The sequence below is a fragment of the Bacillus sp. 1NLA3E genome, assembly GCF_000242895.2.
Taxonomy (GTDB): Bacteria; Bacillota; Bacilli; order Bacillales; family Cytobacillaceae; genus Bacillus_BU.
Genome location: NC_021171.1, coordinates 4598950 through 4619358, shown reverse-complemented (window position 1 = coordinate 4619358; position 20409 = coordinate 4598950). Strand labels below are relative to the sequence as shown.

Below are 20409 nucleotides of genomic sequence, written 5' to 3'. Positions count from 1 at the left end.
GAAGGATGGATTTAGCAACGTTAAAATCGTTTGAGTGGGGAATCATGGCTCCTGAGTTCATCATCCTTGCTGCCGCAACGATCATGTCCCTGCTTGATATCTTTATGAGTAAAAAATTCGACCGCAGAAATATAGGCTGGATTGGCGTCGCCGGGATCGCGCTGGCAATGGTGTCTCTAGCCGGATTATTCAATCATCCTTTGGCTTCGATTTTACATGACACGTTCCGCCTTGATGCATTCTCAAAGGCTTTTAAACTGCTTATGCTTGGTGGAGCGGCGTTAGTATTGATTTTAGCAATAAGTGATGACACGAAAGAGGGTCTTGAAGAGAACAGAGGAGAATTTTTCTACTTGTTCTTAACCGCATTGTTGGGTGCCATGGTGATGGCGTCAAGTGGCGACTTGATTACTCTTTTTGTTGGACTAGAGTTATTATCGATTTCATCTTACATTTTAGCTGGAATGCGTAAGAAACATTTAAAATCCAATGAAGCTGCTATGAAATACGTCATCAATGGCGGACTTTCTACAGCGATCACACTATTTGGTTTAAGTTACGTTTACGGTTTAACAGGATCAACGAACTTAATGCTGGTTGCTAATGCCGCAGGATCAGTGACAAACCCGCAAATAGTTTATTTACTCGGACTAGCCTTCTTCATGGTGTTCGTGGGCTTGTCGTTTAAGCTGGCTACCGCACCGTTTCATATGTGGGCACCGGATGTTTACCAAGGAGCACCAACACCGGTCACAGCCTTTTTAAGCGTTGTGTCCAAGACGGCGGGCTTCGTGTTGATGTCACGTGTGTTCTTAATGATTTTTGTGCGAATTCCGACTGAAGGACCTGGCTCGGAGCCGTTCTTTTATCAAATTCAAGATTACATCGCTTTCCTAGCTGGGGCGACAATGATCATTGGTAACGTGGTCGCGTTAAGACAGCGTAATATTAAACGGATGTTTGCTTATTCAAGTATTGCTCACGCTGGTTACTTGTTGGTGATTTTCACAACGTTACAATTTTTATTTAACACTTTGTGGTTTTACTTGGCAGCGTACTTGTTCATGAACTTGTGTGCGTTCGCTATCATCCAACTAGTTACCGCTAAGCAGGAAACGGAAGATATTCACCATTTTGCAGGTCTTTACCGTCGTTCTCCATTCCTGGCCATTGCGATGGCAATTTCAGTGTTGTCGCTGGCAGGGTTTCCGGGAACAGCCGGCTTTATCGGCAAATTGAATATCTTCATGGGAGCTTTGATTGATCAGCCTGCCCATTATGTTCTGGCTTCGATTATGATCGCAGCAACAGTTGTTTCTTACGTTTACTATTTTGGAATTTTGACTCAAATATTTTTCCGCCCTGCCGAGGGTGATCACAAGATCAATATTCCAATCGGTGTCGGCGTCGTGATTGTCATTTGCGTTCTTGGGACAATGGTGTTAGGGGTAGCACCAGACACAGCATTTGATTTCTTAAATTCACATTTTAAGGATTTTGGGGATTTCTTTAAGTAATTCTTAATGGGAGTTATAAACGGTCAAATTTTTTAGGGGTTTTATAGAGTGAGGAAGGAGAGAAAGGGGACTCTCCTTCCTTTTTTTGCGTGGTGATTGGTGTCGGTCGATAAAATTAAGGGAAAAGCCAAGTAAAACGACGATTAAAAAATGGTAATTTTTGGCGATTGGCCGATAAAAATGCCAAAGCGGCCGATAAACCAAGTAACAACTAAAAATCCCACAATTCAACCGGAAATTACCGCCATTTCTCGTAAGAAAATAGCAAATGCATACATAAAACCCTGAATCCTTCAAAAACTAGAACGTCTCAATAAAAAAAATAGGGGTGTGGGCAAATGGATGTAAAAAGAGTAAAGCAAATACTTTCTTCTTCTGCTGAAATTGATGTAAAATATAATGGGACGTCAGTTTGGATCGATGGACTTAGCGAAGATGGCAGAACAGCCACCGTTCACTTAAGGGGACCACTTGAAGAACGCACAGTGGTGGAAATACATGAATTAATTGAAGAATAGTCCATCCAAAGAACTGAGCCACCTTAATCTAAGGTGGTTTTTAACTGATAAAGCAAATCCTTTGAAACTTTTTCACAAAACAATACGTCTAAGGAGAAGGATTACCAGCATTTTTTTCAGATTTGAATTTTAAATTTGATGAGTATCTAGCTCCAGCGCCCAGCGTCTAGTGGACTTCACCCACCTCCCTACGATAAGTCAACATCGAATCGCTATCGCTCTTCGTGTTTCCTTTATCTCAGTCGGTGTGCTCCAGTCCATACGTCGCTAACCGGGCGCTTGCGCTTTTCAAGTAAGGGGGAATCTATTTGGTACCGGAATTTGGACAACAAGCTTTAGTAAGTATATTGGCGCATTTGGCGTTTATTGGGGTGGCATGGTGGGCAATTCAAGCAATTCAGTTAGATAAATTATTAAAGAAAAATCACGTTATACAGGCAAGAATACTATACATATTATTAGCCATTGCACTTGGCTCTATCGTTAGTAATTTTTTCCTAGATTACCTTATGTGGTCCCAACAGCTCCCAATGATGTTCCAATAATTGTAAAATAACGAAAATTTAGGTCTTCTTACATGTTCACAAAAGCTGATTTATTCAGTACAATTCAATGTGTTGTTGTAATAAACAATTGTTTGTCACAAAGTGACGATAATTCCCAAGTATGTAAGCCTCTCTCCGGGTAAACACTGTGATTATGGAGAGGGGATATAGAGATGAAATATCATATAAATAAAATGGTCATTTTAATCATTATTTGTTTTTTCATAACGCAATTTGGGAATCATAAAACTGAAGCTATAGAGCCTCAATGGTCGTCGGATCTTTTGACTTTAGCATCCGTCATACAGGGTGAAAACATACAGCTTGATGAATGGTCAATTTACGCACGAGAGAAGCTTCCAAATTTTCCAAATCAGAAAAATAAAGAAGAATACCTAAAAACCATCCAAAAAAAGTTTCCAAAGTGGGAATGGACAGAATCAAAGGATCAACGTCATTGGGAAGCGGAAGCTGTTTCCCCAAGTACATCAACCATTCAAGAAAAGATAAGATTCGTTTCGACCCCCACAAATCAACGCTCCCAAGCGTATCTCATCTATGAAGTAAAAGGACATGCTTGGTCTGATCATATGGAAAGTTTTTTGAAAACACACCTATCCTCAACTTTTTCTGACATATTTCAAGGAAAACCCACAATTTTCTCTTGTATCAAAGCGGAAATAGATGATAAGATGGTACAGACTTTGTCACCAAGTATAAATGGTTTGCTAAAAGCTTTTAATGCGAATGAAATAGAATCTCTATCAGAAAATGCATTTATTTCCGTAACGGCAGCTTCGCCTTTATTCGCCGGATCGCTAAAAAGTAACCACGAAAACATAAACTTACAACTAGCCTTGCGAAAAGGATTGGGCGCTAAGACAACCCTGGTTGTTGGCACACCAATCATTACGATTGAATATTAATATAGAGAAAATGGACGCGGAGGGGAATACATTTGGAAAAGATCATCGTCCGCGGCGGACAAAGGCTGAGCGGTATCGTTAAAGTAGAAGGGGCAAAAAATGCCGTATTGCCAGTACTCGCTGCAACACTATTAGCAAGTGACGGAAAAAGCGTAATTCATGATGTGCCAGCTCTCTCCGATGTATACACTATCAATGAAGTATTACGCTATTTAAATGCCGGAGTAGAGTTTAAAAATAATCATGTGACAGTGAATGCATCAAATACGTTAAAGGATGAAGCACCTTTCGAATACGTTCGAAAAATGCGCGCATCTGTGTTGGTTATGGGCTCACTATTAGCAAGAAATGGCCGTGCCCGGGTCGCATTACCAGGTGGCTGTGCAATTGGATCGCGTCCGATTGACCAGCACTTAAAAGGCTTCGAAGCTATGGGCGCAACCGTTAAGGTCGGCAACGGCTTTATCGATGCGGAAGTGAAAGACCGTCTAATCGGAGCGAAAATCTATCTCGATTTTCCAAGTGTTGGGGCTACTGAAAATATTATGATGGCTGCAACTCTCGCAAAAGGAACGTCGGTCATTGAAAACGCGGCCAAGGAGCCGGAAATTGTTGATTTAGCGAATTTCCTTAATGCGATGGGCGCTAAGGTTCGTGGAGCTGGGACTGGAACGATCAAAATTGAAGGTGTAGACGTACTATTCGGGGCGGAGCACTCCATTATCCCGGATCGGGTTGAAGCTGGAACATTTATGGTGGCAGCGGCGATTACAGGCGGAAATGTGCTTGTGCAGAATGCTGTACCTGAGCATTTGACTTCTTTGATTGCCAAGATGGAAGAGATGGGTGTTACGATTATTGAAGAGGATGAAGGCATCCGCGTAATCGGAACGGATCTTCTAAAGGCTGTGGATATTAAAACGATGCCGCACCCAGGGTTCCCGACTGATATGCAATCGCAAATGATGGCACTATTATTGCGTGCTCGGGGTACGAGCATGATTACTGAGACTGTTTTTGAGAACCGCTTCATGCACGTTGAAGAGTTCCGCCGCATGAATGCTGATATTAAAATTGAGGGCCGTTCGGTGATTATGAATGGACCATCGGATTTACAAGGTGCAGAAGTGGCTGCTACGGATCTTCGTGCTGCGGCGTCATTGATTCTGACAGGGCTTGTTGCTGATGGTGTCACACGTGTTACTGAGTTGAAGCATTTAGACCGTGGTTATGTGAATTTCCATGAGAAGCTTGCTTTGCTAGGTGCCGATATTGAACGTGTCAAAGTGGAAGAGCACAGTTTTAGCGGTCATGAAGATATGGTGACTGATTTAAACGCATAAGGTTAGAGATATAGCCGAAGTTGAGGGGTACCCCTTGCTTCGGCTTTTTTGGCGTTTATTGGGGGTAAAATCGGGGTTATTTTTGGTAAAATTTGGCGATTAGCCGATAAAATTACGAAAGCGGCCGATAAACATTAAAAAACGGTCGACAAATTCCGGAAAGCGGCCGATAAATTGGCAAAAGCGGCCGACAAAATCCTTCGTCTAAAATTGAAGCACATAACTGTCATAAAAGCCTGTCCAAAACCATAAGTATGAAAAGAAACGAGGCGGATTTGAAGTTGAATGGGGGACGGTCAATCGCCGTCGCCATCACAACGTCGCCGCACCTGTTTACTTCACATATGGAGGCTTCAATCATGACAAAAATCAAACCTTACATCGTACTAACGGCGTTGCTATTTGCGGTAACCATACTCATACCGACGCTTCTAGTGCTTCCTTTTAGTGAGGAAAAAGCTAGCGGAAAGTTGGGGGAGCAGCTAACAAAACAAACCGAACAAACAGCAGTTAGCCAAAACCCACCAACTGGCCCCAGTGTTGAAGTCGCCGTGTACCGTACTTCACTTCAACATATGGAAAAGCTTCCGCTCGAAAATTATGTGATCGGGGTAGTTGCCGCGGAAATGCCCGCTGATTTTGAAATGGAGGCATTGAAGGCACAGGCACTTACAGCGCGAACCTACATCGTCAAACAGATGGTCAGCCAAAACAAAGTTGGCTTGCCAGCAGGTGCTGACACCGCTGACACCGAACTCCACCAGGTATACAAAAACGATGAGGAACTAAAAAGAATATGGGGAGCCGATTATAACTGGAAAATCAAAAAAGTAACTGACGCGGTTCACCAAACAGCAGGTCAAATCCTCACTTACAACGGCCAGCCGATTACGGCTACATTTTTCTCAACTAGTAACGGGTATACGGAAAACTCTGAGGACTACTGGTCCGGTTCCTTTCCATACTTAAGAAGCGTCCAAAGCCCGTGGGACAAAAGGTCGCCAAAATTTTCCGACCAAAAGGTGTTTTCGATTAGCGACTTCGAGAATAAGCTGGGTGTAAAACTGGCAGACAAGAAATCGGTCGGAATGATTACGGAAAGAACATCTGGAAAGCGGGTTGGCAAAGTGAAGATCAATGGCAAAGAGCTTACGGGGAAAGAAATCCGCGAGAAGCTTGGTCTTAAATCGTCTGACTTCTCTTGGATCGTTAAAGGGGATAACATCGTCATCAATACCAAAGGATACGGTCACGGCGTTGGAATGAGTCAGTACGGTGCCAACGGAATGGCCACAGACGGGAAAAACTATCAGGACATCGTGAAACACTACTATCAAGGTGTGGAAATCTCAGCCTCCGATACCATGCTAGCAAAAATCACGGCGCAGAAATAAAAAAAGGCTGTTTTTCGTAAACTTTGTTGCTATTTACCAAAAGAGAAGTGTGGTTGATTTCCGATCCAGGATGCTCGCTTTCCGCGGGGCGGGCGGTGAGCCTCCTCGGCGCTTAAGCGCCTGTGGGGTCTCACCTGTCCCGCTGCTCCCGCAGGAGTCTCGCACCTTCCGCTCCAATCAACTGCTGTATCAACAGTTTTCTTTTCACAAAACCCTAAAAAAACAACAATCTTTTAGAAAAGAGCCTAAAAAAGGGCAAGCGCGAAGGCCCCCCCATGTGGCCTTCGCACTTGTCCTTTTTGCCATTATTCTGCTAGATTTTTTTGAAAATGCCCCTGAAACCGCCGTAATAGGTTCCCGACCTTCGTAAACCGCCCACCAAAATAAGCTCCACGCACCACATACCAACTTACCCCAACACCAATCCAATCCTTAACCCCATCAATCACCGTGCAAGAACGGTATGGCACAAACGACTGATGAATCTCATCGGTAATCCCGTAAAACCCGGCAATCAGAGCACAAATCAAACTGACAACAGGCGTAAACTTCCTAGTCGTCAACATCGCCCCAACAAAAAGCCAATAAACAATCGCAAACTCTACTAAATGAAGCGACTCTTTAATAAACCGATCCACGCTCAGCAAGGGAAGCTCGACAATTGCGTCACTTGGCATACTGGACATAATCCAGATTGCCACCATCCAGACCACCGGCAAAATACGAAAAAACCATCTAAACTTAATCATGTTGAATACCCCTTATAAAAAATTTTAATAACCATGCATAAAACACTTACTCATGTCGAAAAATAAGCCAAAAAATAATTTTTTACCTTATGTATATAATTCTCGTAATCGGTTCAGACTGATTGCAGAGGTGATGTAAAATGAGAGAGGAAGAAAAGAACAAATCTTCTCAAGAATCTAGTATAAAGCGCTTTTTCAAAAAGCGTTGGGTATTTCCAGCAATTTATATTTCAAGTGCAGCCATCATTTTAACCGGGGCCCTATGGTATCAAAGTAGCAGCAATTCAGACTCTAGTAACTATGATTACAAAGCGTCAGATATTTCCGGCAAAAAGATTAACGATATGCCGGCAGTAGAAGTGAACCGTGCCATGGAAAACTTCGTAATGCCTGTCACAAATCCAGACACTGCAGTCATCCAAAAGCCATTCTATGAATATGATGGCAAAAAGGATGAACAAGTAGCGGCTCTAGTAGAGTACAATAATTCTTACCAGCCTAACACTGGTATCGATATTACCATGAAAGAGGGCAAAACATTTGAAGTAGTAGCTGCATTAAGCGGTACCGTAACAGATGTTAAGGAAGATTCCTTGCTAGGTAATGTCATTGAAATTGAACACGACAAAGGTATTGTAACACAATATCAATCTGTTAAAGACATTAGTGTTAAAGTTGGCGACGAAGTCGAACAAGGACAAGCGCTGGCAATGGCTGGAGAAAGCATCTACAACGAAAAAGCAGGCGTGCATGTGCACTTTGAAATCCGCAAGGAAAACGTTCCTGTTAACCCGTCTGACTACTTCAACAAACCATTAAGCGCATTAATTGACGCAAAAATGACGGAAGAAAAACCAGCAGACGACAGCAAAATGACTGATGACAAAAAAGCCACGGACGATAGTAAAACAACTGATGAAAAAAAAGCGACCGATGACAGCAAACCGGCTGATGAAAAAAAATCAACAGACGATAGCAAACCATCTGACGACAAAAATACGACTGATGACAAGTCCAAAGATAATAGCACACCTAAGGAAGACAGCACAAAATCAACTGATTCTTCCATGAATTCATAAGAGAATTCATCATCGCAAAAGGCCAGCAACAGGAGTCGCCACTTGAAAGGCGCTCCAGCTGCTGGCCTTTTTGTGTTGTGCCGACCTGCTAGAAATTATTGTTCAATCCTCTATTATGGTAAAATAGTGGAAGAGCAGGGAGGAGTGAATTTTTTGAAAAAAATCATAATGGGAATAACATGCCTAATCTTAATGATCGTGTTGTCCAGCTGCAGTAAGGAACCTAGTCCCGAAAATCAATTCTCTGAATACATAAAGCTGTGGAATGACCAGAAATTTGCCAAAATGTATGATTACCTATCTACCGACGCCAAAAAGGCCATTAGCAAAGACGAATTTGTAAGCCGATATCAAAAAATTTATCAGGACCTAGAAATCTCCAATCTTGACGTCCAATTTAGTAAGTCCGACAAACAAGAAAAAACGAAAGCAACGAGTATGAAACTGCCTTTTTCTGTAAAAATGAAAACCGTTGCTGGCCCGATTGAATTTCAGCAAACGGCCAAACTTGTAAAAGAAAAACACCAGGATAATGAAAACTGGTTCATCAACTGGAATACTGGCTTTATTTTTCCAAAATTGCAGGAAACTGATAAAATCAGCCTAGCAACTACCCCGGCAGAACGCGGGGAAATCCAGGACCGAAATGGTGATCCGATGGCCATCAACGGTACCGCCTTTGAAATTGGCATCGTGCCTGAAAAAATGGGTGCGCAGCCAGACGCTAGCCTAAACCAGCTGGCGCAGCTCCTGCAAATTACGCCTGAGCGCATTCAAAAAGCACTAGCGGCCACATGGGTCAAACCAAGTTTCTTTGTCCCAATTGCCACCATCGCCGAACAGGACACCGCGCTTTTGGCGCAGCTATACCAAATTCCTGGCGTCGACAAAAAGAACACCAATGCCCGAGTCTATCCATTCAAGGAGTCAGCGGCGCATCTCATCGGCTACACCGGCCCCATCACCGCTGATGAATTGAAAAGCCTGGCAGCAAAGGGCTACACCGCCCAAGACACAATCGGAAAAAGAGGACTCGAGCAAGTCCTTGACCAAAAGCTAAAGGGCAAAAATGGCATCAAAATTTTGATAAATAAACCAGATGGCAAGAAAATTTTGCTTGCCGAGCAGCCTGTTCAAAATGGCGCAAATGTTAGCTTAACGATAGACGCCACCCTGCAACAACAAATTTTTGCGCAGCTAACAGGGGAAGCGGGGGCATCGGCCGCAATCGATCCGCTAACCGGTGAAACGCTGGCACTCGTCAGCAGTCCGAGCTTCGACCCGAACAAAATGGCGATTGGCATGTCCGATACCGAGCGAAAGGCGCTTGAGGATAACCCGCAAAAGCCGCTGCTCAACCGGTTTAAAAGCACCTATGCACCAGGATCGGTCATCAAGCCAGTGACCGCCGCAATCGGTCTAACAGCCGGAACGCTTAAGCTAGACATGACGGTCAACGTCAAAGGCCTATCCTGGCAGAAAGATAAATCATGGGGCAACTACGTCGTGACAAGGGTAAAGGACCCAGGCACACCGGTTAATTTGGAAAAAGCACTGCTTTACTCTGACAATATTTATTTTGCCCAAGCTGCACTAGGACTCGGAAAAGATAAATTTTCGGCTGGATTAAAACAATTTGGATTTGAAGAGGAAATTCCTTATCTATTTCCATTAGAAACATCCAAATACGGTGCGCTTGATACCGATATTAAGGTGGCGGATTCGGGATACGGGCAGGGCCAACTCGAAATTAACGTCCTGCATATGGCTACGGCTTATACGCCGTTCCTAAATAACGGTAATCTGATCAAGCCAGTATTGAATTTGGATGATAAGAAGAGCCAAATTTGGAAGGAGCAGGTCGTCAGTGAGTCTAATGCTAAGACGATCTCAGATGATCTGCTAAATGTGGTCGAAAGTCCCCAGGGCACAGCCCATTCTGGAAAAATTAACGGAATGGCGATTGCCGGAAAAACGGGCACAGCCGAATTGAAATTAAAACAATCCGAAAAAGGCGCCGAGCTTGGTTGGTTTGTCGCTTATAAAACGGAGGCTCCCCATCTGCTGATTGCGATGATGGTTGAAAACGTCCAAGGACGGGGCGGCTCAAAAATCCCCGTTGAGAAAGTAAAGAATGTTTTCACGCAAACAATCACCGAAGCAGGACCAGACACAGTTACACAATAAATAACCAGAGGGAGGGACAGTGGTCTCTCCTTTTTGTTATAAGAATAAAAAGCACTGGCTGATGTTTCAACCGGTGAAAGGAGAATTTGGCTATGACTAGTATATTATCTAATTTTTTATTATGCTGAGCTAAAGGCGATTGAAAAGGCATAGCTCCAGGATGAGCTTTGATTATTCGATCATGTACGAGATCAGTGAGCTGTATCCGGATCTAAGGAACCAATTTGAGCTACCCAACGTGTGGATAGTAGCTGCCGAATCACTTCTTTCCGTTTGATAGTCAGTGATGTGGTACCAGCTAATCGTATGTTTTTCAACAGCTTTTACACGTGAACAAACGATACCCTGAAGATGTAGACGAAAGCACTATTTAATGAATCAATGGTTTGAAAATATAAATTGGCAGTTGGAACAAGCAACAAATAGAGAACAGATCATTCGGATTACTGGAGATTTGCATATCCAATTTGAACGTATTTATCCTTTTTCCGATGGAAATGGACGTACTGGAAGACTAGTCATGAATTATACCTAACTTCAAAATGGAATTCCTCCATTAATACGCACTAAAATGTCTGAAATACTTCAAGTGGAAATTGTAGAAGAAAACGGTGGCTTTTAGCTTTTGGAGCAATAATTCATAAATATTCATTTTTTCAAACAGTCCTGGTAAACCTTCATTTACATATAATGTTTAGTATCTCTTTCGGCTAGTCCAAGAAGGAATTCCTAATTGATCTCGATATTTGGCAATTGTCCTTCTTGAGATGACGATACTTTCCTTCTCTTTAAGGATTTCAACAATTTCCTGGTCTGAAAGGGGATTGTGTTTATTCTCATTTGCAATAATAACTGAAAGTGTATTTTTTACTTGGATTGATGAAGTTTTTTTATCTGACACGGTAGGGACGGCACTTGAGAAAAATGATTTAAGCATAACCATTCCTGAAGGTGTTTGAACATATTTTTCCCGAACAGCCCTGCTGATTGTCGATTCATGGACCTCAAGTTCTTGTGCGAGTTCTTTCATAGTCATTGGGTTTAGATGGTTTGGGCCTTCCAAAAAAAACTCTCGCTGTTTTTCAGATATTTTTACAATCACCTTGGCGAGTGTTTCCCTTCTTTGTTCAATCCCTTTCATAATCCCATTAAAATCCTGGAGTTTTTCCTGAAGAAACCTATTTACTAGATGATCTCCGCACTCAGAAAACTTCTGGTAATACGTTGTATTAAATTTGATTTTTGGAACGGCTACTTCCCACAAACGTACTGAAATCCCATTTTTCGTTACTTCGATAATGGCATCTGGAATGATATAGTGAGTTTGGTCTGTTGAAAATTCCAACCCTGGCTTTGGATTCAGTTTTTGAATTCTATCAAATACATTTTGGATTTCTTTAATCGTAACCTTCATTTCTTTTGAAAGATTAATCCACTTTTTTTCTGCAAATAAAACAAAATATTCAGCGATAATTTTTATGGCAAGCTTGTCTTCAGGCCTTTTACGCTGAATCTGAATAAGTAAACATTCCTGTAGATTCCTGGCTGCAATTCCAGCTGGCTCAAGTCCTTGGATAACACCAAGGCTTTCTTCTACCAGTTGCCTTGGAGCATTCATTTCTAATGATATTTCCCCAATATCTCCCCGAAAGTAACCATTTTCATCTAAATTCAACAATAGAGTTTTAATAATCGTTAATTGGATTCTGGTGTATTTATTTAAATTCAATTGTGATAGTAGCTGTTCCTCAAGCGAAAAGGATTTGTCAACAATCTGTTCAATCCACGTTGACTTATTTCTTTCTGCTTTCAACTGCTTATAGTCTTTATCGATTGGAGCATCTTTTATGGTGAGTAGTGGATTCTCAAGCGATTTGGATTCTAAAAAACTAGTCAGTTCCTGTGCTGAGTATTGAAGCAAAGCAATCGCCTGTGATAGTTCCTGCGTCATCGCAAGCTTTAACGTTTGTTGTTGCCATAATCCAGCTCCTAAATTCATTATCTGATCCTCCTTTACCCATTATTTTATATTTTGAGAAATAGTAAGATTTTGGATTATTGTATTGAGATAGGAATACTACATCCTAAAATTAGGCTATCCTGAATCCAATTATGAGCTACTAATTTTTCTTAAACTAAATTTTTTTTAAATTAACATTTAGTTTAACTATATTAGAATGATATTTTTTCATAAAAGCAAGATAAGTTAATACTATGTCAAAAATTGTTCATAAGTTTCACTAAAACGTTGAGATAAGTTTTTGTTAGGGTTCGGGGTTCCAATGGAACTTGCTCATTGGAAAAACTTTTTTCTTATATTCGGGTTACCATCAGTGCAAAAATTTTTATCTTGTTACTCTATGTGTAATGCAGACTACTCCTTGTAAAAAAATTTTTACACAATATATACGACTCTCGTTAAAACGAGAATAATAGCCCAACAAAAATATTTAACTTGTAAAAAAATTTTAACAACAACTGTAACTGAGCTAATTTTGCTTTACTCATTTTATGTCAAAACATACATATAAGGCATAATCTCGTGTGAAAATTGTTATTTATTTCACGAAAAGCATCAAAAAGCTGGCACAGTTTTTGCATTATATATGTTCGACAAAGAGAAACCATGAATTTGTTTTTGTATTTTTCCTACTAGATTTTCTTCACTTGAGGAGGTGAAAAAATAGGGACCATTTTTGCAGGACTGACTGAATCATCATAAATGTATGCAGTATGTAATGAAAAAGTGGCTTGTATCATTATTAGTTAATCTTTTTCTATTTGCGTAATTATATGCCTTTGGTAAGAAAACTAGGGTCAATTTAATGATATGTCTGTTGTAATTTAATCAAAGATCACACAGTTTGGTTGGACATGGCATAGGAGAATTTTGGTAGCAATCTGAAATTGTAGTCTTTAAACAGTTTTACTGTTTTGTTTGATTTGACCACTTAGGAAGTTTTAACCGATAGACCAAGGCAAAAAAAGTTTAGTAGAAAAGGAGGGGGGATTTAAGAATTTTAAAATGGGAAGAAAACACAAACAAAAAGTAAAGAGAGGGGAAATATTATGAAAATTAGTAAAATGAAGTATTTTGCAAGATTGTTAGTTCTTGGGTTTGCCAACCCTACAATTTATGTACTGCCGTACTTATATTACACATGGGGCAATCAAATGCTTGGTAGATACCACACTGACTTAACAACATTGGCTGGGTTAGTAGGTATATATGGAATTATAGCTTTAATTACGTATGTTCCATCTGGTATTTTAGTTGATATTTTTGGACCAAAGAGATTGTCGATTTTCTCATATATCACTACAACAGCGCTAATTCTAGTAAGTGCATTTGTAACTAATATTAGTGTATTAAGAATCATTTATATTGCATTGGGATTTACTACAATTTTAACATTCTGGTCACCATGGATTACTTCGGTAGCAAGAGCTGGTGGTTTAGAAAATCAAACGAAGTCTTTTGGATTTACCTATACATTCGTAGGACTTGGTGGAATTGTTGTAAACACTATACTTGTAAAAATCATTGGTAATACAAGTAGTGGAATTCAATCTGGGTTAATTGTGTTAGCAATAATTACAGCTATAATAGGCGTTTTATATGTGTTCTTATTTAAAGATATTGATATTCTAGAAGGCGAAGATGATGAAAATGCAAAATTCAAATTTTCAAGAGTAATAGAAGCGATAAAAATACCTGGATTATGGTATGCAGCATTTGTTGTGTTTGCTTTCTATTCATTACTTACAACAACAAGTGTATTTAACCAATTATTAACAAACACTTACGGAATGTCTAATGAACAAGCATCGTTTATTGCAGTATTCCGTACAAACGGACTTGGTTTAATAGCTGGTCCAGCATTAGTATTTGTTGTATCTAGATTTAAATCTACAGGTAAAACATTACTAGCAACAGCGATTGTTGAAGCAGTATTTGTTGCGGCAATTATGCTTTTACCAAAAAGTACATCTTATGTTATGCCAGCTATGATTGTCGTATTGTCGATAGCATTCTTGCAACTTGGTGCTCGTGCAATTTATTTTGGCCAAATTGGTGAAGCAGGAATACCTGACCATATTTTAGGTACAGCTTCTGGGATCATTTCATTAATTGCATACTCTTCGGATATATATATGCCCCAACTAGTAGCAGGAATGATCACAGATAAAGCTGGAAAAATTATTTCTTCTGGTTATCACACAGTTTACATGCTTCAGTTTGGATTATTAGCAATGGTAGTAGTATTTAGTTTACTTGTTTGGAGAGAATCTAAAAAAAGTAAAGCTAAACTTGGATAGTGTCAAAGTTACCATCATAATGGACATTCTACTTTTTAATTGGATTTGAGTTTGGTAATGACAAATTTCTCTAAAAAGGTTTAGAATGTCCTTTTTTATTATTGCTGCTGGATCTTGCTTGTTCCTTGCATTTAGAGAAAACTAGCTCTGAATGATGATTTATGAAGAAAGAATGTCAAAAGGCGAATAGGAATAAAAGATTTCACAGCGGCCTAATGAAAGATGGGAATTATCGGAAAATAGGGTGCTATCTCATGAAACAAACTAAATGTATCGGCTACACTTAACTGGACAATAAAATAAAGGTCAAGTAGACCTACCGCCAAATATGGGCATACTGATTACTAACATAAGTGATCAGTCCTAGAAACTTTATATGGAGTGGCGGGTATGCTAGCCTTGTCGTCGAGCCAGGTGTATTGATTAACCGGCTTCCTGGATGGGAACTTATTACTGAAAAAGTTTTACAAATTGGAATGTTACTATTTATCATGTGGAACGTAATGTTTCTATTTTTTTAAAAAATAGAAACTCTGAAGGAGACTACAAAGATGGAAACGAACAAATATAATGCTTACAAAATGATGACTCCTAAAATGCTTGAAACATTAACAAAACAAAATGAACTTGTTAAGGATGCATTTTCAACTGATGTAACTTTTAAAGAAATGCGTGAAAACTATATTAAGGAAAGAAGGTTTTGGAACGAAGGTGGTCCTGAACCGAAAAAAACCATTGATATAGAGGTAGAAGGACCATATGGACCTATTGCTATTCGTTTTCACTACCCAATGCGCAGGACTGGAAAAGGGGCGATTGTTTATACTCACGGTGGTGGGTTTGTGGTAGGAAATCTTGATACACATAGTAAAATTATGCGCTTATTAATGGAAGAAACAGAATCAGTTGTCATTGGAATTGACTATCATTTAGCTCCTGAATTTAAATACCCAACACAAGTAGAAGAGGTTGCTTTCTTAGTCGAGTGGTTACGGATTCATTCAGAAGAATATGATATCGATATGAATGATATTGCCCTTGCAGGAGATTCGGGAGGTGCCAATTTATCTTTAGCTGCGTCTTTATATTTAAGGGATAAAAAGAAAGATGTTTCTTATATACGCTGTTTACTTCTTTATTATGGTATTTATGGACTAACTGATTCAAAATCAATGCGCTTACTTGGTGGAGATTATGATGGATTAACTCGTAAAGATTTAAATGCGTATACAAAAATGTATATAGGAGACGAAATTACAGATTTACGTTATTTTGACAGTTTTTCAAATGATTTAACTAAAGGAGTTCCTCCTTGTTATATTGCTTATGGAGATTTAGATCCGGTTCAGGATGACAGTAAATTATTATATGATATTTTAACCTATCATAATCAAAAAGCAGAAATAGAAGAATTTAGAGGCGTGATTCATGCGTTCTTACATCATTCTCGTATTCTTCCTGAATCCAAAGTGGCAATTCAACATGGTGCAAATTTCTATAAATCATTAGCAAATTTTGAGTAAGCACTTAATCTTATCCAAAATCATGCCGAAACAGACATGATAAAAAAGAGAGGATATGGCACAAATTGTACTAGGTCCTTTGCGATACTGGCATCCAAAAAATCAACTCAATTATACCGGAATGTTTGAAATAAGATTGACACTATTTACGAAGACTACAGGGATCCGTCCAAGAGAGATTCCAGGTACCACCGAAACGGCAATAAGCCTGAAAAGGAATTGAACGGTGAAATCGTTGCATATGAAATCGACCTTTGGGCAACAAGTAATGTGTTTTTACCGGGTCACCAAATGACGTTGGAAATTTCTTCGAGCAGCTTTCCTCAATATGCACCAAATCCCAATACCGGGAAATCGATGATTGAGAGTACAGAGACTGTTAAAGCACAACAAGTTATTTATCATAATGAGAAATATCCTTCTCATATTATATTGCCGATTATTCCGATAAAGAGCTAGTGAATCGGTCTCTATGAAATTTTTAGCGATGATCCATAGAATGAAAGTTTAAAAAAATATATTAAACCAAACGACAGGTAGAAAGAAGAAAACCTGTCGTTTTTTCTATGTATAGCTTCATTTACATTTAACTCTCCAAAGTCTTTTCACCAAATTTACACATTTTAAATTCAACAAAAATGTCATCTTGAACCTTTATGTGTTCGGAAGTGTCTGTTGCTTGTCAAAAATTTTTTACATACTTTATCACCCTCTCGATGACAACCTATCAGAGGACAAAAAAATATTTTACATGTAAAAAAATTTTGACACCAACGAAATTTGAGCTTATTTTGTTTTCCTTATTTAATTTCAAACCCACATTTAAGGCATAAATTTGCGTAAAAATCATTTTCTTTTACACGGGATCTGGCACAGTTCTTGCATTATATATAGTCGACAAAGAAAAAACATGGTTTCTCTTGTCAAAAAAGGTGCTGCTAAACTGCATAAGTAGAATTGCGGTGTCCCTCTTTAGGGTGAAATGACGAAGAATGTAAAAAAAATAGGAGGGCTAAATAATGGATTTTAGACTTACAGACGAGCAGGAATTATTAGTTAAGGGTATTCGAGAGCTAATGACTAGAGAAAACTGGGACAGTTACTTTGCGGACTGTGATGAGAAAAGCCAGTATCCAGAAAGATTTGTGAAGGAATTAGCTGATTTAGGTATTGACAGTATTTTATTACCTGAAGAGCATGGTGGCTTTGATGCAGGTTTGGTTACGTTAACAGCTGCCTGGGAAGAACTAGGAAGATTGGGTGCGCCTACTTATGTTTTATATCAGATTCCTGGTTTCACTACAATCTTACGCGAAGGAACAGAAGAACAGATTGAAAAAATCATGGCATTACACGGTACTGGCAAGCAAATGTGGAATTCAGCTATCACGGAGCCAGGTGCAGGATCGGACGTGGGCAGTCTTCAAACTACTTACACTCGTAAGGATGGAAAAGTCTATTTAAATGGACATAAAACCTTTATTACAAGTGGAGCAGGAGTTCCTTACTTAGTGGTTATGGCGAGAGACTCTGAAAATTACTCGACTTTTACAGAGTGGTTTATCGATATGACGAAACCAGGAATCAAAATTGAAAAGCTACAAAAACTTGGCTTGAGAATGGATAGCTGCTGTGAAATTTATTTCGACAATGTGGAACTAGAAGAAAAAGACATGTTTGGTAAAGAAGGAAACGGCTTCAACCGTGTTAAAGAAGAGTTTGATTTTGAACGTTTCTTAGTTGGTGCTACAAACTATGCTACTGCATACTGTGCTCTTGAAGATGCAGCTAAATATGCAAATCAACGTGTACAATTCGGAGAAGCTATTGGGCGCTTCCAATTAATCCAAGAGAAATTCTGTAATATGCAAATTAAAGTTACAAACATGCGCAACATGATCTATGAAGCAGCATGGAAATATGATAACGGTTTAATGACATCAGGTGATGCTGCATGTTGTAAATACTATTGTGCGAATGCTGCATTCGAAGTAGTAGATGATGCAATGCAAGTTCTTGGTGGGGTAGCTATCGCAGGTGATCACCGTATTGCTCGTTTCTGGCGTGACCTACGTGTAGACCGTGTATCTGGCGGATCGGATGAAATGCAGATTCTTACTGCTGGTAGAGCAGTGCTTAAACAATATCGATAAGCTTTTGATCGCAGTAGGTGGAAAGTTGAGTTTTTTACCGCATGTGAGGAGGAGTCATGGATGATGGCTAACGGAATGAAAATGCCGGCATTTGGAAATTTACAGGGATTAAAAGTGGTGTATTCTGCAGTTGAAATTGCTGCACCTGAGTCAGCACAGCTGATGGCAGAATGGGGAGCAGATGTCACGTGGATTGAAAATACATTCAACGGTGATTCGATGAGAGACACGACGTATGTAAAAGAATTAGAACGTCGGAATCAGAAGAGCTTATCCCTGAATATTTTCTCAGAAGAAGGAAGAGAAGTATTTTTAAAATTAATTGAGTCAGCAGATATCTTTATTGAATCCAGTAAAGGACCAGTTTATGAAAAACGTGGGATTACCGATGAATTGTTGTGGAAACACAATCCATCCTTGGTCATCGTTCATGTTTCTGGGTATGGCCAGTATGGGGATCCTGATCGAGTAAACCGGGCTGCGTACGACCAAACAGCACAGGCATTTAGTGGCTACTTAGCTCAAAATGGATCGGAAGATCAGCCGATGATTGCTGCTCCTTATGTTGGGGATTATATGTCTTCACTTATGATAACGAGCTCATCTCTGGCAGCTCTTTATAAGGCCAAGCAAACAGGCGTAGGAGAGAGCATAGATGTTGCCATGTATGAAGTTATGCTTCGTATGGGTGCCTATTATATGATGGATTACCTCAATGAAGGAATACTCTATCCACGTGCAGGGGCCAGACATCAGAACTTATGTGGTATCGGGGTTTATAAATGTAAAGATGGCTTCCTTAGTTTATGTCTTTATGGTGCTCCGCAGAACAAGGCGATTCTTGAAAGGATTGGACTGGGTCATCTTTGGGGAACGGATGAATATCCGGAAGGAACAACTGCTCTTTGGCTTGATGGTCCAAAAGCAGACCTCATCCAACAAAAAATAGAAGAATACCTTTTGATGCAGCCGGTTGACGAAGTAGAAAAAGACTTTTCTAATTGCAAAATTGCCGCTAATAAAATGCTGACGTTTGAGGAATTGCCGAACCATCCTCATTTTGTGGCGCGTGAAGCTTTCATCGAGTGGGAATCGATGGAAGGTAACAAGGTCAAAGGTCCAAATATTTTTCCTAAATTTAAAAACAATCCAGGGAAAGTTTGGCGGCCTATGCCAACGCTGGGAATGGATACGGAAGATATCTTACTAGATTTAGGATTTTCGAGCGAACGCATCCAGGAACTATGCGAAAAGGGCGTTATCAAAAAGGACGAAAGCAGATAATGCTCTAATCTAATGAAGTGGAATGAGATACATGGAGGAATGCACTTCGTCCACCATAATAGTGTTGTACAAATTACTAATAGATTAAGAAGGTGGAAATATGAGAGTTATTTCATGTTGTAAGGCGGTACCTGAAGAACAGGATATCGTCGTTGCAAAAGATAGACAGATTTCTTTTGAAAAAGCAGAATGGAAATTCGGGCAATATGATCTAAATGCCGTAGAATCAGGCAAACAAATTGTTGAAGCTACAGGGGGGAAATTATCCGGTTTGTGTGCCGGAGGGAAAATTCTTGATAATGCAAAACTGAAGAAAGATATTCTTTCCAGAGGTCTGGATGATCTATATGTTGTGATGGATGAAACGATGGAACATGCGGACACTTATCAGTCGACTAGAGTGTTGAAAGCTGCAATTAAAAAAATGGGTGACTTTGATCTGATTTTGTGTGGAGCAGGTTCATCCGATTTGTATGCACAGCAGGTAGGTAATCAATTAGGCGAATTATTAGGTATACCGGTCGTTAATGCTGTTAATAAAATTACACCTCAGGGAGACAAAGTCATTGTTGAACGTGCGCTGGAAGATGCGATTCAAGTCCTTGAAGTCCCATTACCTGCAGTACTGTCTGTTACATCTGAAATAAATGTCCCACGGATAGCAGGGATGAAAGATATTATTGCGGCCAATAAGAAGCCAGTAACAAAATTCACTCTATCCGAAATTGAAGTTACGGATAATCAACCGTCCCGTATGATTTTGAGTACACTTGCACCTGAGCAGGTGGACCGTCGGTTAAATATCCTAGAAGGCGAATCCGACGATGTTGTGGATGCATTTGTGAAGTTGCTCCGTGCTGAATTGAAGTAA

The 20409-nt window shown here is 39.9% G+C and carries 17 protein-coding genes; 15 read left to right on the top strand and 2 right to left on the bottom strand.

The genetic code is table 11. The features are described 5' to 3' along the window. The first annotated feature begins 5 nt into the window (after positions 1–5). The 6 genes from nuoN (at position 6) to spoIID (ending at position 6243) form a co-directional block, all read left to right on the top strand. Positions 6–1517, top strand: coding sequence for an NADH-quinone oxidoreductase subunit NuoN (gene nuoN, locus B1NLA3E_RS22145; RefSeq protein ID WP_015596048.1), 1512 nt, complete (start codon positions 6–8; stop codon positions 1515–1517). A gap of 338 nt (positions 1518–1855) precedes the next feature. Beyond that, complete coding sequence (locus B1NLA3E_RS22140) at positions 1856–2035, top strand: H-type small acid-soluble spore protein (protein ID WP_015596047.1); 180 nt, start codon at positions 1856–1858, stop codon at positions 2033–2035. A gap of 308 nt (positions 2036–2343) precedes the next feature. Continuing rightward, the gene (locus B1NLA3E_RS22135) at positions 2344–2580 is read left to right on the top strand and encodes a DUF1146 family protein (RefSeq protein WP_015596046.1); all 237 of its coding nucleotides are present in this window, start codon (positions 2344–2346) and stop codon (positions 2578–2580) included. Between the two features lie 173 nt (positions 2581–2753). After that, positions 2754–3506, top strand: a complete 753-nt coding sequence (locus tag B1NLA3E_RS22130) for a YwmB family TATA-box binding protein (RefSeq protein ID WP_015596045.1) — start codon at positions 2754–2756, stop codon at positions 3504–3506. Positions 3507–3538: 32 nt separating this feature from the next. Next, positions 3539–4849 carry a UDP-N-acetylglucosamine 1-carboxyvinyltransferase gene (gene murA, locus B1NLA3E_RS22125; protein WP_015596044.1) on the top strand — a complete coding sequence of 437 codons (1311 nt, stop codon included), beginning with the start codon at positions 3539–3541 and terminating at the stop codon, positions 4847–4849. Between the two features lie 359 nt (positions 4850–5208). Beyond that, positions 5209–6243: a stage II sporulation protein D gene (gene spoIID / locus B1NLA3E_RS22120; protein WP_041580795.1), complete on the top strand. Its 1035-nt coding sequence runs from the start codon at positions 5209–5211 to the stop codon at positions 6241–6243. A 305-nt stretch (positions 6244–6548) separates the two neighbouring features. Here the strand turns inward: spoIID and B1NLA3E_RS22115 are convergent, their stop codons facing one another. Continuing rightward, positions 6549–6992 carry a VanZ family protein gene (locus tag B1NLA3E_RS22115; protein WP_015596042.1) on the bottom strand — a complete coding sequence of 148 codons (444 nt, stop codon included), beginning with the start codon at positions 6990–6992 and terminating at the stop codon, positions 6549–6551. A 140-nt stretch (positions 6993–7132) separates the two neighbouring features. Between B1NLA3E_RS22115 and B1NLA3E_RS22110 the strand changes: the two genes are divergently transcribed. The 3 genes from B1NLA3E_RS22110 to B1NLA3E_RS24510 all read left to right on the top strand — a co-directional run bounded on the left by B1NLA3E_RS22110 (position 7133) and on the right by B1NLA3E_RS24510 (position 10793). Further along, the gene (locus B1NLA3E_RS22110) at positions 7133–8071 is read left to right on the top strand and encodes a M23 family metallopeptidase (RefSeq protein ID WP_015596041.1); all 939 of its coding nucleotides are present in this window, start codon (positions 7133–7135) and stop codon (positions 8069–8071) included. A gap of 153 nt (positions 8072–8224) precedes the next feature. Then, complete coding sequence (locus B1NLA3E_RS22105) at positions 8225–10258, top strand: penicillin-binding transpeptidase domain-containing protein (protein ID WP_041581282.1); 2034 nt, start codon at positions 8225–8227, stop codon at positions 10256–10258. A 373-nt stretch (positions 10259–10631) separates the two neighbouring features. Next, positions 10632–10793, top strand: a complete 162-nt coding sequence (locus B1NLA3E_RS24510; RefSeq protein ID WP_083935159.1) for a Fic family protein — start codon at positions 10632–10634, stop codon at positions 10791–10793. A gap of 159 nt (positions 10794–10952) precedes the next feature. On the opposite strand, the gene rpoN is transcribed toward B1NLA3E_RS24510, so the two are convergent. Further along, positions 10953–12257: an RNA polymerase factor sigma-54 gene (gene rpoN / locus B1NLA3E_RS22095; RefSeq protein WP_015596039.1), complete on the bottom strand. Its 1305-nt coding sequence runs from the start codon at positions 12255–12257 to the stop codon at positions 10953–10955. A gap of 1175 nt (positions 12258–13432) precedes the next feature. Between rpoN and B1NLA3E_RS22090 the strand changes: the two genes are divergently transcribed. The 6 genes from B1NLA3E_RS22090 to B1NLA3E_RS22065 all read left to right on the top strand — a co-directional run bounded on the left by B1NLA3E_RS22090 (position 13433) and on the right by B1NLA3E_RS22065 (position 20409). Continuing rightward, the gene (locus tag B1NLA3E_RS22090; RefSeq protein ID WP_187292127.1) at positions 13433–14578 is read left to right on the top strand and encodes an MFS transporter; all 1146 of its coding nucleotides are present in this window, start codon (positions 13433–13435) and stop codon (positions 14576–14578) included. Between the two features lie 551 nt (positions 14579–15129). Further along, the gene (gene aes / locus B1NLA3E_RS22085) at positions 15130–16101 is read left to right on the top strand and encodes an acetyl esterase (protein WP_015596037.1); all 972 of its coding nucleotides are present in this window, start codon (positions 15130–15132) and stop codon (positions 16099–16101) included. A 135-nt stretch (positions 16102–16236) separates the two neighbouring features. Next, positions 16237–16560, top strand: a complete 324-nt coding sequence (locus B1NLA3E_RS22080) for a CocE/NonD family hydrolase (RefSeq protein ID WP_083935158.1) — start codon at positions 16237–16239, stop codon at positions 16558–16560. A 560-nt stretch (positions 16561–17120) separates the two neighbouring features. Next, on the top strand, positions 17121–18254 hold the full coding sequence (caiA, locus tag B1NLA3E_RS22075) for a crotonobetainyl-CoA dehydrogenase (protein ID WP_015596036.1): 1134 nt from the start codon (positions 17121–17123) through the stop codon (positions 18252–18254). A 60-nt stretch (positions 18255–18314) separates the two neighbouring features. Beyond that, positions 18315–19538, top strand: a complete 1224-nt coding sequence (gene caiB, locus B1NLA3E_RS22070) for an L-carnitine CoA-transferase (protein WP_015596035.1) — start codon at positions 18315–18317, stop codon at positions 19536–19538. Positions 19539–19638: 100 nt separating this feature from the next. Beyond that, positions 19639–20409, top strand: a complete 771-nt coding sequence (locus B1NLA3E_RS22065; RefSeq protein WP_015596034.1) for an electron transfer flavoprotein — start codon at positions 19639–19641, stop codon at positions 20407–20409.

Bases quoted from the DNA above. Each gene is read 5' to 3' on its own strand.
- rpoN (WP_015596039.1), bottom strand. From the start codon at position 12,257: ATGAATTTAGGAGCTGGATTATGGCAACAACAAACGTTAAAGCTTGCG.
- spoIID (WP_041580795.1), top strand. From the start codon at position 5,209: ATGACAAAAATCAAACCTTACATCGTACTAACGGCGTTGCTATTTGCG.
- B1NLA3E_RS22065 (WP_015596034.1), top strand. From the start codon at position 19,639: ATGAGAGTTATTTCATGTTGTAAGGCGGTACCTGAAGAACAGGATATC.
- B1NLA3E_RS22130 (WP_015596045.1), top strand. From the start codon at position 2,754: ATGAAATATCATATAAATAAAATGGTCATTTTAATCATTATTTGTTTT.
- B1NLA3E_RS22090 (WP_187292127.1), top strand. From the start codon at position 13,433: ATGCTTGGTAGATACCACACTGACTTAACAACATTGGCTGGGTTAGTA.
- caiA (WP_015596036.1), top strand. From the start codon at position 17,121: ATGGATTTTAGACTTACAGACGAGCAGGAATTATTAGTTAAGGGTATT.
- B1NLA3E_RS24510 (WP_083935159.1), top strand. From the start codon at position 10,632: ATGAATCAATGGTTTGAAAATATAAATTGGCAGTTGGAACAAGCAACA.
- nuoN (WP_015596048.1), top strand. From the start codon at position 6: ATGGATTTAGCAACGTTAAAATCGTTTGAGTGGGGAATCATGGCTCCT.
- B1NLA3E_RS22140 (WP_015596047.1), top strand. From the start codon at position 1,856: ATGGATGTAAAAAGAGTAAAGCAAATACTTTCTTCTTCTGCTGAAATT.
- caiB (WP_015596035.1), top strand. From the start codon at position 18,315: ATGATGGCTAACGGAATGAAAATGCCGGCATTTGGAAATTTACAGGGA.
- B1NLA3E_RS22115 (WP_015596042.1), bottom strand. From the start codon at position 6,992: ATGATTAAGTTTAGATGGTTTTTTCGTATTTTGCCGGTGGTCTGGATG.
- aes (WP_015596037.1), top strand. From the start codon at position 15,130: ATGGAAACGAACAAATATAATGCTTACAAAATGATGACTCCTAAAATG.
- B1NLA3E_RS22110 (WP_015596041.1), top strand. From the start codon at position 7,133: ATGAGAGAGGAAGAAAAGAACAAATCTTCTCAAGAATCTAGTATAAAG.